The sequence below is a fragment of the Sphingobacterium humi genome (assembly GCF_009768885.1).
GTDB classification, from domain to species: Bacteria; Bacteroidota; Bacteroidia; order Sphingobacteriales; family Sphingobacteriaceae; genus Sphingobacterium; species Sphingobacterium humi.
The window spans coordinates 89,527-105,724 of sequence record NZ_WSQA01000016.1; the positions used below are offsets into that span (position 1 = coordinate 89,527).

A 16,198-nucleotide genomic window follows, 5' to 3' on the forward strand; every position below is an offset into this window, starting at 1 on the left:
TATATTATGAAAAATTTAAAATTTCCCACAATAACTATTCTTCTCTTTAGCAGCCTCCTATTATATGCCTGTGATAGTTTTTTAGAGACCGGCCCGCCAAAGGATCAAGTCTCTGCAGAAAATGCATTTCAAGATCCGAAATCTGCTGAAGCAACGATTCTAGGATTATATAGCAACATGAATAGTTTTAATAATCAATTCAATTCAGGATTGCTTGCCATATTAATGGCATCAACTGCAGATGATTACTATTCAGCTTTTACAAGCTACGATGAATATAAATTGAATAACATCACTTCTAATAGTAGTTATTTAGATAGGTTGTGGATACAACCATATGGTTTTATAGGACATGCCAATAAAATAATTGAAGGTATAGAAAAATCCTCCTTACCTGAGAAAGTGAAAAAGCAAATTTCGGGTGAGGCAAGGTTTGCTCGAAGCTTTCAATATTTTTATTTAGTAAATCTTTTTAATAAAATTCCGCTGGTTAAAACAACAGATGTGGACGAGGCCAATAGTATAGGTCAATCTACAATGGAGGATATTTATAGATTTTTAGTTGAAGATCTAAATCAAGCTGAGGCAGATTTAGAAGAACAATATCAAGGAAGCGAAAGAGTCAGACCTAATAAAGGAACTGCTTCCTCATTGTTGGCAAGAGTATACCTTTATAAAGGAGATTGGGAAAATGCAGAGATCCATTCAACCAAAGTTATTGAGGACTCTAGGTATAAATTATTAGATAATTTGAATGACGTCTTTCTTAAAACAAGTCAAGAGGCTATATGGCAAATTCAAACAGTTAATAAGTCTACTGCTGGGGTAAATACTTGGGAGGGTTTTACTTTCGTACCTGCCAATCCCACCGCTCGCGGATATTATAATGTATTTGAAAGTACAATGGATAGTTTTGAACAGCAAGATAAAAGAAAGCAAGATTGGTTAAAACCATATACCATCGCATCTGGAACTTATTACCTTCCTTATAAATATAAGGTAAGAACTAATATTGGTAACCCAGTGACTGAATATAATATGGTTCTAAGACTCGCAGAGCAGTATCTTATACGAGCTGAAGCAAGATTGAAACTCAATAAAAAAGCCCTGGCATTATCGGATATAAACATTATTCGTAAAAGAGCAGGACTTCAACCATTGGTGGAACCTTTGAGTGATGAACAGGTAGCATTAGCAATTGAAAAAGAAAAACATTTAGAATTATTAGGAGAATGGGGGCACCGCTGGTTTGATCTTAATAGAACCAAACGAGCAGTCACAGTTCTGTCTCAAACTAAAGGGAATTTTACGCAGGATGATACCAGAATCCCAATCCCACAATCAATTCTATTGAGCAACCCACAGTTAAAACAAAATGATGAAAACTAACTTTATCCCAATCACATTCTTGCAAATTCTTATTTGCCTTAATTTATCGGGGCAAAAGTACGATGTAAAAATCTATCCAACAATGCCTCAGCCCAAGGACTCTGTATCAATTGAACTGAGTGCGCCGAATTTAACGAACACGAACAATAAAATGTTTCTTCAGTTCAGCTCTTCAAATTTCTATGAAATGCCTCAAAGCTTAGAAATGAATCGTTCGGGCGATAAATGGTGGGTCAAATTCCAATTGCCGTTTTATGCGAATTACAGTTCTTTTTATATCACTGATGAAAATAAAGAGCTTATTATTAGACCCACAGATACAACACATTATGAGATTTTTGTTTATGAAAATGGTAAATTGAAAGAAGGGAACTATTTAGCTAAAGGATACAGTACAGCGATTCAAAATAGAAACTCGCAGCAACTCTGGGAACAGCAAATGAAAAACTTTTTAATTGAAAAAAGAAACTATCCTAATAACTATGAAAATAATCTGAAAATTCTCCAATTTCAAATGCAGAAAGCTTCCAATCCAAAAGAACATGAAAATTTAAGAAAACAAGCTTTACAGGTAATAGAAAGGAAATTTAGGAGTGCCCCAACAAGTGATGGAAACCTTAATAAAGTAACAATGGGATTCCTAATACTGGGCGAAAAATCTAAAGTGGACTCCATAAGAAATGTCGTAATTAATGAATTTCCATCCTCTAAATTGGGAATTTCATATAAACTAAATAAAGTCCTACATAATACAGACACGGTGGAGACTTTAGATAATATTAACCAGCTGTTAAGGCTGAAAAATAACGATAATCAACATGCTTTCCAAGAGGCATACGTATACTTGTTCAAGTATCATCTTAATAAGGGGGAAGTTGAACAAGCCAAAAAATACTTTCCACTTATTTTAGAAGAACAAGAAAATCCTTATATCTGGCGTACCTACTTAGAATATGTAGACCTTCTACTGGAGAAAAACACACTTCTAGACAAAGCAGAATTCCTTAATAATTTAGTATTAGAGAATATACTCGAGTATCCGGTAAGTTTAGTACGTTTCTTCCCTGAAACTGGTCATCTACGCTCTTTTGTTGCCGACAGAGATCAAAAAATTTCTGAAATTAACGCGGAAGTTTTACTCCGAAAAGGAGTCATAGAAATTAAAAAGGGAAATCTAGATAAAGGGAAAGATTTAATAGAAAGAAATATCAAATTGACCCAATCAAAAGAAATATTATTATATGTTGCCAAACTTTCCCGAGATATTGGTTTAAAAGAACAAGAAAGCCATTCACTACATCATGCTTATCTTCTTTTTCCATACGATCAAGAGATAAAATCACTACTTATAGATAGTTTGCTAAAAGTAAATAATGATCAAAGTAGCATACAGAATTATTTCTCCAATTTAGATAAACAATGGAAAAGTGAATATTTTATAAGCCTGGATAAGAAAATTACCAAAGGAAAGAGCTTCCCTAAAGAACTATCTATTCAAGATATGAAGGGAAACAATATTACTGCGTCAGATTTGAAAGGAAAGGTCGTAGTAGTAGATTTATGGGCAACTTGGTGTTTGCCTTGCTTGGCATCATTTCCATACGTAAATCAAGTTTATCTAAAGTATAAAGATAATCCTGAAGTAATGTTTTTAATGTTAAATACAGGGAGTGGGAATTCCTTTGATGATGCGAGGAATTGGTTTGAAAAAAACAAGCATTATAGCTTTCCGGTATATTATAACAATGACAAAAAGTTGAATAATAAGCTAGAAGTAAACTCAATCCCTACTACTTTTTTGTTAGATCCAAGTGGAAATATTGTATTTAAGAAAATAGGATCCGAAGGTGAAAAAATCCTTCAAGATTTAGACGCAATGATAGAGTATGTTTTGCAAAACCGACATCTGAATTTAAAATAATGTATTATATTTCACTTCCTTTCTTGAAGTTTTAATCGTATAACAACAGATCGCTCCGGAAAGTAAAATAGGTTTCGATTTTATTACTTTACAGGAATTTTTTAATGCTGGTAGGTCAACACAAATTTTAATTGGTCTGCCAGCATATTTATTTATAAAAATTAACGCGATTCTAAATTGCTTATAGTAATAGCTATTTGATAAATTTTTTGGATTGCTACCTAAAAAGTGCAGAAACACCTTTCTGAAACTCCGTAGGGTAAACTCCTTACCAATTATTTAATCAGTTCAATAGAAGTTCTTATATGTTCGAGATTTACGTTTTTATTTCTACAGTCCAAGATTTTCTGTGGCAATTTTTCTGAAATAAATACATTGAAATCTTTACAACTTCTGAAAATATTAAATTCTTTAAAGCTATAGTCCCAAACAACGCCTTTAATCTCATACGAATTTGTTGCAATCGATGCACCTAGCGCCCCTCCGATTCCATAACCTAAACCTTGTTTCCAAGTGTTTGCTATTTTTAGTTCCATATATAAATAATTCTCACCATAAATGGTAACTCGAGAAAAACAATATGGGGATTCAGTAGTCATAGATTTATCTTTTTTATTCTTATTGTTCAAAATCGAAAGGGCCTGTATATAAAGGTTTCCTTCGTACGAAATAGCAAAAACTTTCTTTACTTTTTTGTTGGTGTTTTTATAATAAAAGAAAATTGGATTAGAATTTGTCTCTGCAGATTCAAGATGCTCCCCCGGTAAACTTTTTAAATAAACTTCAGGGTTTTCACTAGGTAATCCTTTTAGAAAATCCTCTTTGGTTTTATAAACACCATTTGGAAAGGTCTTTTCTAAATTTGAGTGATTTTGACACCAGCTTGTTAAGTTTAAAAACAGAAAGCTGATTAACAAAATAAATCGATGCATATATATGGTTATTTAAATGGTATTAACTTCATTAACTTTCGGAAAATATAAAAACAATTTTTAAAGTTTCAATCTGTAAATTCTTTTATTAGTGTTCCAAGGTTTGTCATACCATATCGAGCGTATTTTTTCGTTATATTTGATTAATTATTACTATCCATATTTTTAACTTTTAATTAGCTTGATTATGATTCAATTTTTAAAATTTTTAATTACTTTGGTTTTGTTAATTGCATTTGCTGTTTATCAAACTGCCGAATCCTGTACAAGGGCAATGTATAAAGGACCAAATGGATTGGTATTAACAGGTAGAACTATGGATTTTTCTTTGGAAATTCCTGCTAACCATTGGATATTTCCACGAGGAATAAAAAGAAATGGAGAAGTCGGCAAGAATTCCATCAATTGGATTTCAAAATATGGAAGTTTAGCGGTCAGTGCTTGGGACATTTCTGTAGTGGATGGTATGAATGAAAAAGGACTTGTCGCAAATATGTTGTGGTTGGTTGAATCCCAATATCCAAAATTTGACAAGAAAGGTACTAAAGAAGGCCTTTCAATTTCCTTATGGGCGCAATATACCTTAGATAACTTTGCTTCGGTTAAGGAAGCTGTTAACGAATTAAAAAAGGAATCATTTGCAATAGTTTCTGATTTTATTCCAGGAACAGATAAGTTCACAACAGTCCATTTATCAATTTCAGATCCCTCCGGTGATAGCGCGATTTTAGAATATATTAATGGTAAATTAGTAATTCATCATAGTCCATCTTACACTATAATGACCAATGACCCCCCGTATGAACAGCAATTGGCAATTGCCAAATACTGGGAGAAAATACCAGGTAAGGTTTATTTGCCAGGTTCAGTAACCGCTTCCGATAGATTTGTTAGAGCTTCTTTTTTTATGAACTCAATCCCCCAGACCGAAAACGTAAATGTAGCTGTGGCATCAGTAGCTAGTGTTATGAGAAATGTATCGGTTCCCTATGGCTTTGAAATAGAAGGATATCCTAATTTATCGACAACTAGATGGAGATCGGTTGCCGATCAAAAGAACTTGGTTTATTACTTTGAAACAGCTTTAACGCCCAATGCCTTCTGGGTGGATCTTAAAAAGATAGATTTTAATGAAAATGCAGAGGTGAAAAAGTTAGATTTATCAGGCAATAAAACCTATTCCGGAGAGACCTCAAAATCTTTTGTAAAAGCAACTCCGTTTCAGTTTATAGGACTTTAAAAAAATGTTGTATATCAGGTGTCAGGAGAAATAAAAGTTTAATTGTAGAGGCGATTTATATTGACTTTTCCTAGAATATAAGGAATACGATGTTGATTTTCGGTTACTGAATGTATTAGCTCCAGGAAATTTTATACATGGAAGATTTTTTATAATTTTCTTGCTTTCTTAATAATAGCGATGAAAAAGAGAACGATGGATAATGAGAGAAAACCGTAGCTAGCTCTTTTCCAAAATGGAGATTGAAGTTCAATTTCCGTTTCTATTCCATAATATGCCATATTAGCCCAGTACCACGGATTACGATTGTGTTCGTTTGAGTTTTTAAGATAGTGTCTTTTTGCTGTTGATATGGATTTTATTGGATTATTGGTCTTAGATAAAGCGACATAAAAATTGTCCATTATTTTTAAGGTAATCGCATCGTTAGCATACCAGTGGGTAGCTAATACCCCAGGGACACTCTTACTAAGGAAAGCACGGTGTATACTCGCCATTCCTTCAGACGGTAGTATCTTTCCAGAGGCAGTATTACAGGCTGATAAAACCACAAGAGGAGCATGGAAATCATAGTGTCTCAATTGATCAGTGGATATAGGCTGATGTAATATGAGCTTAGCCTCTTGATCTTCTTCAATAATAGTATGAGCCGCAACATGAAGAACCGCATTCTTTTGAAGTACAGCAAGGAGAGTCTCCAAGGATAATTTCTCACTTGGTAATATATTAACTTCGAAATTTCTTTTTAGAGATTTGACTTCCATGGTTACAAAAGGAAGATCGCTAAGGGGAGGAGCATATTTATCCCTAAATAATATTGTGATCTGCTGATTAGAAAATTTGTCCTTCCTGATAAGACTATTAAATAATAAAGAATGTTGATATTGGATATCATGGCCTTCAACAATAAATTCTTGACCATCAGAAAGGGCATCAAATGGTAATAGATAAAGTTCATTATCCAAGGAAAGGCATATTTTTGTTTGCTGTTCAAGACCTGGCAATAGCAACTCTTTAAAATTTGCAGCTATTTTGAAATATTTAGCAGGATTCTCGTTAAATTCATTTGGACTGTAACTAAAGTAGGTTTCTTTAAAAGATATTATGGAATCAATAATCTTTTTATCCTGTAGGTGGAAATATGCCACTCTATTGTTAAAAAGATGGAAAACAGAAATTGTTTTATCTTCATGTATAAAATAAGCATAGCAATTATTTATTTTGTTAAATAAAGACTTTCTAAAGGATTCAAAAGTTGGAATATGGATTTCCCTTGTAAAATATTGTTCCTTAAGATCAAAGTCAGAGTTTAGATTTTGAATCATTGTCTCAACTTGAATCCTCTCAGAACTGTCATTAAGTAGATCCCGTTTAATATATAGCTTCTGGAGTTCTGAAATTATTGATCCTAGACTATCAATACTAACTTTCCAATTAATTGAACGGTTTATGTCGTTCCATAGTAAGCGGCCCTTAGTTAGTTCCGTAAGCCATAATAATTTTGTTAATTGTTCCTGACTAAAGGTATTTATGGGATGTAAATTAAGGTATACCACATCCAAAAGTTTTCTATTCCATTGATTACCTAATATATGACTCTTTTTGCTTGTCACATTTTGCTGGTAGGCGAAATCTGAAATTATGGCCTGCTCAAAATAAGATAGTGAAGAATCAATATCATGTTTAGCATATAGTATCCCTAGATTTTTGAGCAAATTGACTTTTGTGTAACTTGAGGTACGAACCTCAGATATATTTTCGTTTAGTAAAGAAAGGGCTTGGTCAAAATGTTTTTTGGCTGAACTCTTTTGTTCAAAATATAATAGTTGTTCTCCAATAAGGTTGTATAAATTGGCTTTTTCTCGATAATGAGAGTTTGGATAATGTAATAATTCTAATTCTAAAGCTTGATTTAAGAAAGAAATTGCGCTCTTTCGATTATCTTCTAAAATTGCTAATTCTGCTTTTAATTGTAGAGTAGTACGTTTCCCTGCCGCAAAATCCTTGTCAATTGATACCATATCCAGGATTTCAAAAGCATTTTGATTAGCTATTTTAGCAGAGTCTATTTGGTTTAATGATAAAAAGGATTTTGTTAGGCTATTGATTAAATACAGTTCTAACCGTTTATCTTTTCTTGTTAAGGTCAATCCTGTAATAGCAGCTTGTTTGGAATTTTCAAATTCATCCTTAAAGCTGTATAATAAAGATAAATTATTGTAATAGGATGCCTTTATTTCAGCGGATGAAGAAGCTGAAATACCAGCAAGTTGTAATCTTTCAGCCTTTTCATAATCAGACAGCATGGTGTAATTGTTTGATAATGGTTTGTTAATATATGTGAGGCGATCCTCTTCAGTTAGAAAATTTAGCTCTAAGTCGATTAATAAAGCTTTCTCGTAGAAAACGCAGCTTGAAAGGATTTTACTATTTGTCTGAAAACCATAGCCCATATTGATTAAGATCCATAAATATGTTTCTTTTTGGCTACGATTCAATGCCTTATTATCCAAAGGCGATAGAAATGCTTCCGGGTTTTTGCTGTACGAATCGTAATTATCATAAGCTAATTCACCAATGGAATCAATTATAGAATTCGAAATGCTATCTATTGAGCTGGGATTCGAATTGCCTAAGGGTACCGAGTGATTGCAGGAGGTAATGGAAAATGCTAATAATAAAACTATAATTCTTATAAACGCCACATTAAGTAAAAATTAAGGTTGTTTTTAAATTTTTTATCAAATTGATGGCGAATTCCAAATGCTGGCCCGAGATACACTCTCCCGACATTAATGTCTATGAGCGATGACAATTGTAATGGCGAGAAGACTTTCCTCTCATTTATCGTTTCAATAATAAAAGGATCAGTGTTGGGACCGGCTGAAGCAATATGATAGGTGGAAGATTCACGATGGTAATATTGGTAGTTAGTTTTTAATGACGCACCAATGCCTGCAGAAAAATACCTATTAAAATTATAACGCATTTGAAGAGGAATTTGTAATACAATGTGCTTTTTCTGGGAGATGGAGTCAATGCCAGTATATTTTGCAAACCTTGGGCGGCCATTATCTTCGCCAATTTGGATCTCACCTGAACGGCTTGGAAAGGAAGTATGAAAACTCTGTCCAATACTACTGAAGTACAACTCTGCCTGCCAATATGGTTTTTTATAAGGGGCAATAGGAGCAACTCCTACCCCAAATGAAATGCCAGAAGTTAATTTATCTGTTTCATCGCCATTGCTTCCAAAAGGAGAGTTAATCCCCAAAAACACGATTGGAGATAAGCCCGGTCTAAATCTCATCGTAGATCGATTAGTTCTTATGGGTTCATTTTTGTCGAAATAAATATCTGTATAACTAGGTATCGATTTGTTTTGAAGCTTTTTATGGGTTTGCAGTGTAAAACGGATAAAGCCTTTAGTACTATCCTGATCGGTAATTGTGGGTGATGATGATCCTGGAAGAGCTATTCCATTAAAAGTAAAGGTGATTTTATTCTCTAAGGTTTCTACAGTATAACAACCAAGCTTATTTTGGGTATTGCACGTGTCACATTCGGGATAAAGATTCAACAACTTGAAAGTTTTTGTATTTATTTGATCAGGAAAATTCATTTCTAATCGAATTGTTTTTGCATCTCCTTCACCATCATTTTGAAATTGAACTTTATATATCATTTCCTTTTTCTTAAACTGAAGTCGATAATCTATCAAAGCTGGTCGAACTGACATTTTGTTTGGATCATGAGATTGAACAATAGGGATGTCTAATTTATGAATTGTTGGGTTTTGACCATCAGGAATGTAAATTCCTGTTACAGTTACTATTGCGTTAGTATCTGCAAGCATATCAGGTGTTACATCTAAATTTATTATTGAAAATTGGCCTTCCCCAGGAACACCGGAAATATCATATTGTGAAACCGTATTATATTCACTAATGAGTTGATTGAAATATTTGTTTGCCTCATTGTTTTTGAACTCAATCTCCTCTATGATACCATAATCGGGACTCCCACTTCTCGTAACTGTCGTGGCTTGTATATTTGACCATAAAGTATTGAGTTCATGCGTAGTACTAAGTGGGACAAGTATCTCGTTGTGGTATTTACTTTGATTAGAAACAATAAATCCTTTTGGGTTAATCGTTCTTTCATTTGTCAAAATAATAATACGACCTTTTGATGCTAGAGGATTTACTCCTACAACTATAGACATATCTTCACCTGGAACAGCATTTGCATTTTTGAAAAGCTGAAATACAGGGTTTGATTTAAAAAACTGCTTATAAAAATCATTTGAATGCTTATTATTAGAGGCATATTTGGCCTCAACAACTACTTTGGTTTTTGGCTTCCTAGGTCGTGGGCCATTATCATAATTATTTACTATAAAAAGTGAAACATCATATTCCCCTTCTTTTGCGTATCGATGTTCCGGAGATTCCTTTGTGCTAAAGTTTCCATCTCCAAAGTCCCATAAATAAGTATAATAAGCCTGTCTTCCTCCAGGAATAGGAGATAAGGGTCTAATAATTGGTTTAAATCTAATGCTTGAGTCTAAATATTCCGTAATTATTTTCGACGGAAAGGTGTCCCTCAAAACCAAGAGACTGTCCTGTGAAAAAACTGTTTGGCAACTCAAAAATAAAACTAACAGAATTATCGTCGGTTTCATAATTTGAAAAATAATAGAAGTAAAATTGGTTGTTTGCTATGAAATATGTAAAATTCTTATAAACTTACATATTATTAATCATTTATATGCATTCTGACCAAAAACACATTCGGTCCCTTTTGAAAAATGATACCTTAGGTATTAAATTGATTTACTCGCAATATGCCAAAAGCGTGATTCGAATGATTGAATCCAACAATGGATCAGAAGATGATGGTTTTGATATTTTACAGGAGTCATTAATAGATATTTACAATATAGCATTACACAAAGACTTCCAACTTACTACAAGTTTTCAATCTTTCCTTTTATTGGTTGCAAAACGAAAATGGTTAAATCAATTAAAGAAGAATAAATTGTTGGAGGTAACAAAATTGACAGACCAATTATTAAATGATGAGGACCATTCTGAATCACAATATAACGAGCACCTCCTGCAAAATGATAAAGAAAATACTCTTATGGAGCTTCTAGCCACTCTGGGTGAGAGTTGCAAGGATATTATTACCCGATGTATGAAGGAGAAAAGGCAAGAAAAAATTGCCGAATCATTAGGTATCTCTTATGCATATTTACGTAAAAAAAAGAGCCAATGCATGTCAAAATTAGCGCAAAAGTGTAAAAATCATCCTGTATTTAAAAGATATCAATCATGAAATCAATTGAGGAATTAATAGAAGATTATATTGATCAAGTATTAACTGAAGAGGATCAATTAATTTTCGATGATTTATTAGAACGGGATCCTAATTTCAAGCGTGAGTTGGAATTGAGACTTGAATTACATAAACTTTTAGCTAGACGTTTGGATCCAAATAATGATGAGCTTAGATTTTCCATTCAAGAGGCAGAAAATAGTTATAAGAAAGAAGGAAAGAAAGATACTATAATATTGCCTTTAATTAAGTGGTTTATACCAGTTATTGCAGCAGCATCTTTAATCTTCGTGGGAAGATTTTTCTATTATACACAGTTCCCTTCTATTGAGCTCCCAGAAATGACATCTGAAACAGTTCGAGGAAATCAAAATTTAACTAACGACCATTATGAGAAAGCAGTAGTCTATTTCAATAATAAAGAATATAAGAATAGTTCCATCCATTTGAAAAAGCTTGTTGATTCCATCCCTACAAATGTTGTATACAATTATTACTATGGGTTAAGCCTACTTGGAGAACAAAATTATGGAGAGGCCTTAGGATTTCTATTAGTGATAGGTGATGGAACATCTGTTTTTGCTAACGAGGCAAACTATTATGCTGCAGCAGCCTATTTTAAATTAGAGGATATGGTTAATGCACAAGCTAGAATCAATAAAATTCAAGAAACTAGTAAAGTATATAAAAAGGGACAAGAGTTGTTGAGGAAAATAGAATAAGAATTAAATTGTAGATTCTATGTTTTTTTTATCCTTGATTATTCGGTTGATATAATTTGGATAATTTTTATTTAAAGAAAATTTTTGTGGAGAGTTGATCTTCTCCTTAATAACAATTGTGCCTTGAAAATCGCAACAAGGAAAAAAATGATGATATTCTTGTTGAAGGTTAAATCATTGCTTTCTTAATCTAATTTGAAGTTCTAATTCAATCCTTTACTTATCAGTTCCCACATTATTCCATTCATACATTTTTTCTCAAAATTTATATTGAAATACTTATCCCTCTAAGTAGCGAATCGGAATATAAAAGCAATTTGAGTTTTTTAGATTATGAATAACTTAAATAAATTGAAATTTAATGGGTAACAATTTTTGAATCTCATTTATATAGATGTAAGAGTTCATAATTATAAAACTTAAAACAAAAAATCATGAAAAACATTTTTACAAAATTCATCCTAATTACATCTATTTTAATGGGGTTGTTGTTATCAGTATCATGTCAAAAAGAAAAACTAGGTTTCGATTCTGATTTTACTGTAGATCTTTCTAAAATGTCTGATAGAGAGGCGTTTGATGTCTATCAAAGTAAGATTGCTCCCCTTCACAGCGAAGGTTTAGAGCATATTTTTAAATTGATTCAAAAGGATCATTCTAATATGCATAAAATCGACCTGCTAACAGACCAATTCATGGAAACAACCAAAATCCAAAAGATTGTCAAAGAATATAAAGTGGGCTTCTTGGATGAAAGCATTACAAAGGAGGCGCAAGCAGAAGCAGAAATTTCGATGCTGAACCAAATCTGTTTTAATTTTGTGGACAAAATTCATCAAGCATCTAAATCTCCCTTATCTGTGGAGGAGCTTAAAAAGGAAACTATTAAAGTGTTAAATGATAGACAATTCCTAAATCTAAGTAAGGAAAGAAAGCATGTAATAATGGTTGGCTTATCTATTTATGAAGATAGTTATGAGTATTGGATTGATAATTTGAAGAGATGGGATGATGAAACTCAACCTGAGGCAGCTAAGTTAGATTTTTGGGGTAGGCTTAAACAAATTGCAAAGGCAGACTTAGCTGGTGGCGTTGGTGGTGCAGTTGGTGGAGCTGTAGTAGGTGCCTTCGCAGGAGGAGTAGGAGCTGGACCAGGCGCCGTAGGAGGAGCAGTGGGGGGAGCTATTTCGGGTTCGGTAACCTCTGCTTTAAATTAATTCATTCGATAAAAAGCAGGTTGTTACTAACCTTTAAATGAGGTAGATCATCTCAGTCTCTTTAATTCTTTACCAAAATATAATTGTTACATGAATTTTTTCTTATTCAGAGTCATAAAAAATGATTCAGCTAGTATCCATATGCAGGATATTTTGAATGATCTGTAATAAGATGGAATTAAAACCTTAAATATCATGAAATGTATTTTAAAATTAATAATAATAGCATCCACTGTCACATTCCTTTATGGGTGTAAAAAAACAGCAGATTTACCGTTGGAATCCAACAATGAACTGGAGATTTCAAAATCTCAAATACAAAATTTAAGTAACCCGTTTGATAGTCAGGGGGAGGTTCACAATAGGTTTTTGGATTATTTTTTTCAAGCGACAAAATCAAGTAAAGTAATAAATAGAGATAAGTTGCTTAAGGTTACTCAAGAATTTTACTTTGTTAATAAGTTGGATTTTATGGATTCCCAAGTGAAAGCTTATGGACAATTGTTTGATACCTATCATCAAATGGAAATTGGGAGACCAGGACCTGTGCTGCCCCCCAATTTATGTAGATGGTTCCCTTCAATTTGCCATATCTTGACTCCCTCTCCAACTTTCCCTGGATTGCCCACGAACTTCTTGAGTGATGAAAATGGTGGAAGTTCTACCGATAGAACTTTAGAATTTATCCAAAAAGTTAAAGAATTGGAAGATTACGTTCTGAAAAATGAAAAATTGACCCAAGAACAGCAAAATGCCCGTCTTACCCAATACGCAATCGCTCGATATTCTGCGGCTTATTGGCATAACGTGAAATATATTCAAAAGGAGAAAAGTCCAAGCTATGGATCGTTTCAAGATTTAGCAGCATACCCACACAGTTCTTGTCACACTTGTGATGTGGTAAGGGCGGATTCAGGAGGTGCTGTGGTTTCAGCTATCATTGAAGGTGTGAGTCCAGGCCCAGGGGCAGCATTAGCCAGTGCGGCCGCTGTATTGCAAGATAGTTGGAACTGGTCATGGCATTAAAAATTTCTGCCAGTTTTAAACTTCTGGACAACAATAGAATTCTTAATTCTTTTTCACTAAATATCTATTGCTTAAAAACTTGTAATTTGATACACTGTAATATTCTTTTAGTATTATATAAAAAGTTTAATCAATAATGTGAAGATTTTGGGAAATTGCCCTACTTTATAAAAAAGAAAAATCCCGTCAATCTTATGACGGGATTTTTTTTAAGAGACCATTTTAGAGAATCCATTCTGAAATGTGTGGGTATGAACTTGATGAACTATTAAAATGATTAAATAAAATAGAGAAACGCATTAATAATTCTATCTATCCCTTCACAAATTGGTATATAAAAAATCCAAACAATCGAAAATTTCAAGCAAAAGGAAATAATGTTGATAGGTAGATGAAAGCTTGAAGCCATAATAATTTTGCAAAATACCGCTTTAACTTCTACGCAAAGTAGACAATTTCCCAGGCTTAATTGAAGAAATAAAAATTGAGATATGGAATGATAGCGGCTCTGGCTGATTATTGGGGATAGAGGTATAGAATCTAGGTAGAAACGTGCAAATGTAACTTTATTTTTACTCCCTGCGAGCGTAAACTTTTGAGGATATTTTTCTGAACCTAAAAATATTCCATAATGGATTCTAGGAGTTAACTAAGAAGGAGCATATAAGTTCAAAGGAAGTTAAGGTACTAGAGGATTCTGATTGCATTCAATCTTATTGTTGTCAATAGTATCTCGTAAAATAGATTGACATATTGTAAACAACGAGTATATTAAAGAATGTCGATGAATATCCATGCGAAAATAAGATAGTTTACACGTCTTTTCTAATAGCTCTTTTTACTTTTTCACAAAGTTCAGGATAATCTGCAAGCACCTTCTCAATATATTTATCAGCAATATATAAGGAGTGAGAATTCATTATATATCGTGCATATTTCTCAATTAATTTTTCGACATCGATCTCATTGTCTTTCATGGCATTTAAGGATTTTGTTATATACTTGACAAACCTCAATCCGAATAGTTAAATGCAAAAATTAAAAACACGTATTAATCCCCACAGTGCATTAAAAATTTTTGAACAATTTAGACGAATTTTTAAATATAATAATGATGGCTAAAAATCTGAAAATTTTTACACCTTTTAGTAAGTATATAATTTAAATTATTCAAGAAGCATATAGTACTTAATATTGTGTTAGAATACTATAAATATGTAAACATTTCACTACATTTTTAATATTTTAGAGCCAATAAGATTTCAGGTCCAAATTTTCATGTAATAATATAATAGAAATTTCATTCTATGATTCTAATTGTTGACGATAAGCCAGAGAATATATTCTCTCTTGAGGTAACTTTGCAGAGTAAAGGTTTTAAGACTGACGCAGCACTCTCCGGTGAGGAAGCATTAAAAAAGAGTTTGAAAAATGATTATGCCTTAATAATTTTAGACGTTCAAATGCCTGAAATGGATGGCTTCGAAGTAGCGGAGACATTAACCGGAATTAATAAAACAAAGGATATTCCTATAATTTTTCTAACTGCTGTAAATAAAGAGAAAAAATTTATCGCTAAAGGGTATGCCTCCGGAGGCATTGATTACATAGCTAAACCTGTTGATCCTGACATTCTATTATTAAAGGTTAAAACATTTTACAGATTATATGAGCAAACTTCTACGCTTCAAAAAATGCAAAAAGACCTGCAAAAAGAAGTCACTCAGCGGAAGCTTGCGCAAGAGCAGTTAAAACTTAAGTTTGAAGAAGTAAATTCAATACTCGAATCATTGCCTCAGATTGCATTTACCTTAGATGGTAAAGGGACTATTGAATTTGTTAATCAAGAATGGCTTAAATATTCGCCAAATATAGCATCGTGCCCTGTGATACATCCTGATGATCAAGGGGTATTGGACACTTGGTCACTTCATCAGGAATTGTTTGAACCATTCGAGAAAGAAATTAGACTTAAAAAACTTCACGCTAACTCTTACCGTTACCATTTGTTGAAAATGACACCCGTTTTTAAACAGAATAATGAGATTAAATGGGTAGGCACATTAACGGATATTGATGAAAGGAAACAACTAGAAAAAAAGAAGGACGAATTTTTAAGTGTGGCAAGCCATGAACTTAAAACTCCTTTGACCAGTATTAAAGCTTTTTCTCAAATTGCACTGAGAGCAATGCAAGATATTAATGAACATAAGGCATATGCCTATATAAGTAAAGTAAAGGAACAATCTGAAAAATTACAATCTTTGGTAGAAGATTTATTAGATATTTCAACAGTAGCGTCCTAAACGAGGGAAAAAATGGCGGTGGATTTATACAGCAGGGAATGCTATATTTAATTCGCCAAAATTGATCCATCGCCATGGTAAATATAAACGTATTCTCTCAGATTT

Annotated in this window: 12 protein-coding genes; 8 read left to right on the forward strand and 4 right to left on the reverse strand. The window is 33.0% G+C overall.

Annotated elements, in window-relative coordinates:
- The first annotated feature begins 6 nt into the window (after nt 1-6).
- Together GQF63_RS17740 and GQF63_RS17745 are read left to right on the forward strand one after the other, a co-directional pair.
- Nucleotides 7-1,389 carry a RagB/SusD family nutrient uptake outer membrane protein gene (locus GQF63_RS17740; RefSeq protein WP_160370588.1) on the forward strand — a complete coding sequence of 461 codons (1,383 nt, stop codon included), beginning with the start codon at nt 7-9 and terminating at the stop codon, nt 1,387-1,389.
- Nucleotides 1,376-3,310, forward strand: a complete 1,935-nt coding sequence (locus tag GQF63_RS17745; protein WP_160370589.1) for a TlpA disulfide reductase family protein — start codon at nt 1,376-1,378, stop codon at nt 3,308-3,310. The genes GQF63_RS17740 and GQF63_RS17745 overlap by 14 nt, the downstream gene beginning before the upstream one ends.
- 275 nt (nt 3,311-3,585) lie before the next feature.
- Here the strand turns inward: GQF63_RS17745 and GQF63_RS17750 are convergent, their stop codons facing one another.
- Nucleotides 3,586-4,242, reverse strand: a complete 657-nt coding sequence (locus GQF63_RS17750; protein ID WP_160370590.1) for a hypothetical protein — start codon at nt 4,240-4,242, stop codon at nt 3,586-3,588.
- Nucleotides 4,243-4,429: 187 nt separating this feature from the next.
- On the opposite strand from GQF63_RS17750, the gene GQF63_RS17755 reads away from it, so the two are divergent.
- Nucleotides 4,430-5,482: a linear amide C-N hydrolase gene (locus GQF63_RS17755; RefSeq protein ID WP_160370591.1), complete on the forward strand. Its 1,053-nt coding sequence runs from the start codon at nt 4,430-4,432 to the stop codon at nt 5,480-5,482.
- A gap of 149 nt (nt 5,483-5,631) precedes the next feature.
- Here GQF63_RS17755 and GQF63_RS17760 read toward each other — a convergent pair whose 3' ends face one another.
- Complete coding sequence (locus GQF63_RS17760) at nt 5,632-7,995, reverse strand: CHAT domain-containing protein (RefSeq protein WP_160370592.1); 2,364 nt, start codon at nt 7,993-7,995, stop codon at nt 5,632-5,634.
- 179 nt (nt 7,996-8,174) lie between these two features.
- Nucleotides 8,175-10,166: a DUF7849 domain-containing protein gene (locus GQF63_RS17765; protein WP_160370593.1), complete on the reverse strand. Its 1,992-nt coding sequence runs from the start codon at nt 10,164-10,166 to the stop codon at nt 8,175-8,177.
- A gap of 119 nt (nt 10,167-10,285) precedes the next feature.
- On the opposite strand from GQF63_RS17765, the gene GQF63_RS17770 reads away from it, so the two are divergent.
- The 4 genes from GQF63_RS17770 (at nt 10,286) to GQF63_RS17785 (ending at nt 13,787) form a co-directional block, all read left to right on the forward strand.
- On the forward strand, nt 10,286-10,822 hold the full coding sequence (locus GQF63_RS17770; RefSeq protein ID WP_160370594.1) for an RNA polymerase sigma factor: 537 nt from the start codon (nt 10,286-10,288) through the stop codon (nt 10,820-10,822).
- Nucleotides 10,819-11,544, forward strand: coding sequence for an anti-sigma factor (locus tag GQF63_RS17775; RefSeq protein WP_160370595.1), 726 nt, complete (start codon nt 10,819-10,821; stop codon nt 11,542-11,544). Before GQF63_RS17770 ends, GQF63_RS17775 begins: the two co-directional genes overlap by 4 nt.
- 434 nt (nt 11,545-11,978) lie before the next feature.
- Nucleotides 11,979-12,761, forward strand: coding sequence for a hypothetical protein (locus GQF63_RS17780; protein WP_160370596.1), 783 nt, complete (start codon nt 11,979-11,981; stop codon nt 12,759-12,761).
- A gap of 195 nt (nt 12,762-12,956) precedes the next feature.
- Nucleotides 12,957-13,787, forward strand: coding sequence for a hypothetical protein (locus GQF63_RS17785; RefSeq protein ID WP_160370597.1), 831 nt, complete (start codon nt 12,957-12,959; stop codon nt 13,785-13,787).
- A gap of 812 nt (nt 13,788-14,599) precedes the next feature.
- On the opposite strand, the gene GQF63_RS17790 is transcribed toward GQF63_RS17785, so the two are convergent.
- Nucleotides 14,600-14,764 carry a hypothetical protein gene (locus GQF63_RS17790; RefSeq protein ID WP_160370598.1) on the reverse strand — a complete coding sequence of 55 codons (165 nt, stop codon included), beginning with the start codon at nt 14,762-14,764 and terminating at the stop codon, nt 14,600-14,602.
- A gap of 330 nt (nt 14,765-15,094) precedes the next feature.
- Between GQF63_RS17790 and GQF63_RS17795 the strand changes: the two genes are divergently transcribed.
- Complete coding sequence (locus GQF63_RS17795; protein ID WP_160370599.1) at nt 15,095-16,093, forward strand: response regulator; 999 nt, start codon at nt 15,095-15,097, stop codon at nt 16,091-16,093.
- The last annotated feature ends 105 nt before the right edge of the window (nt 16,094-16,198 follow it).

Coding starts and splice junctions, on each gene's coding strand:
- GQF63_RS17785 (WP_160370597.1), top strand. CDS start 12,957: ATGAAATGTATTTTAAAATTAATAATAATAGCATCCACTGTCACATTC.
- GQF63_RS17740 (WP_160370588.1), top strand. CDS start 7: ATGAAAAATTTAAAATTTCCCACAATAACTATTCTTCTCTTTAGCAGC.
- GQF63_RS17775 (WP_160370595.1), top strand. CDS start 10,819: ATGAAATCAATTGAGGAATTAATAGAAGATTATATTGATCAAGTATTA.
- GQF63_RS17790 (WP_160370598.1), bottom strand. CDS start 14,764: ATGAAAGACAATGAGATCGATGTCGAAAAATTAATTGAGAAATATGCA.
- GQF63_RS17750 (WP_160370590.1), bottom strand. CDS start 4,242: ATGCATCGATTTATTTTGTTAATCAGCTTTCTGTTTTTAAACTTAACA.
- GQF63_RS17765 (WP_160370593.1), bottom strand. CDS start 10,166: ATGAAACCGACGATAATTCTGTTAGTTTTATTTTTGAGTTGCCAAACA.
- GQF63_RS17755 (WP_160370591.1), top strand. CDS start 4,430: ATGATTCAATTTTTAAAATTTTTAATTACTTTGGTTTTGTTAATTGCA.
- GQF63_RS17780 (WP_160370596.1), top strand. CDS start 11,979: ATGAAAAACATTTTTACAAAATTCATCCTAATTACATCTATTTTAATG.
- GQF63_RS17745 (WP_160370589.1), top strand. CDS start 1,376: ATGATGAAAACTAACTTTATCCCAATCACATTCTTGCAAATTCTTATT.
- GQF63_RS17795 (WP_160370599.1), top strand. CDS start 15,095: ATGATTCTAATTGTTGACGATAAGCCAGAGAATATATTCTCTCTTGAG.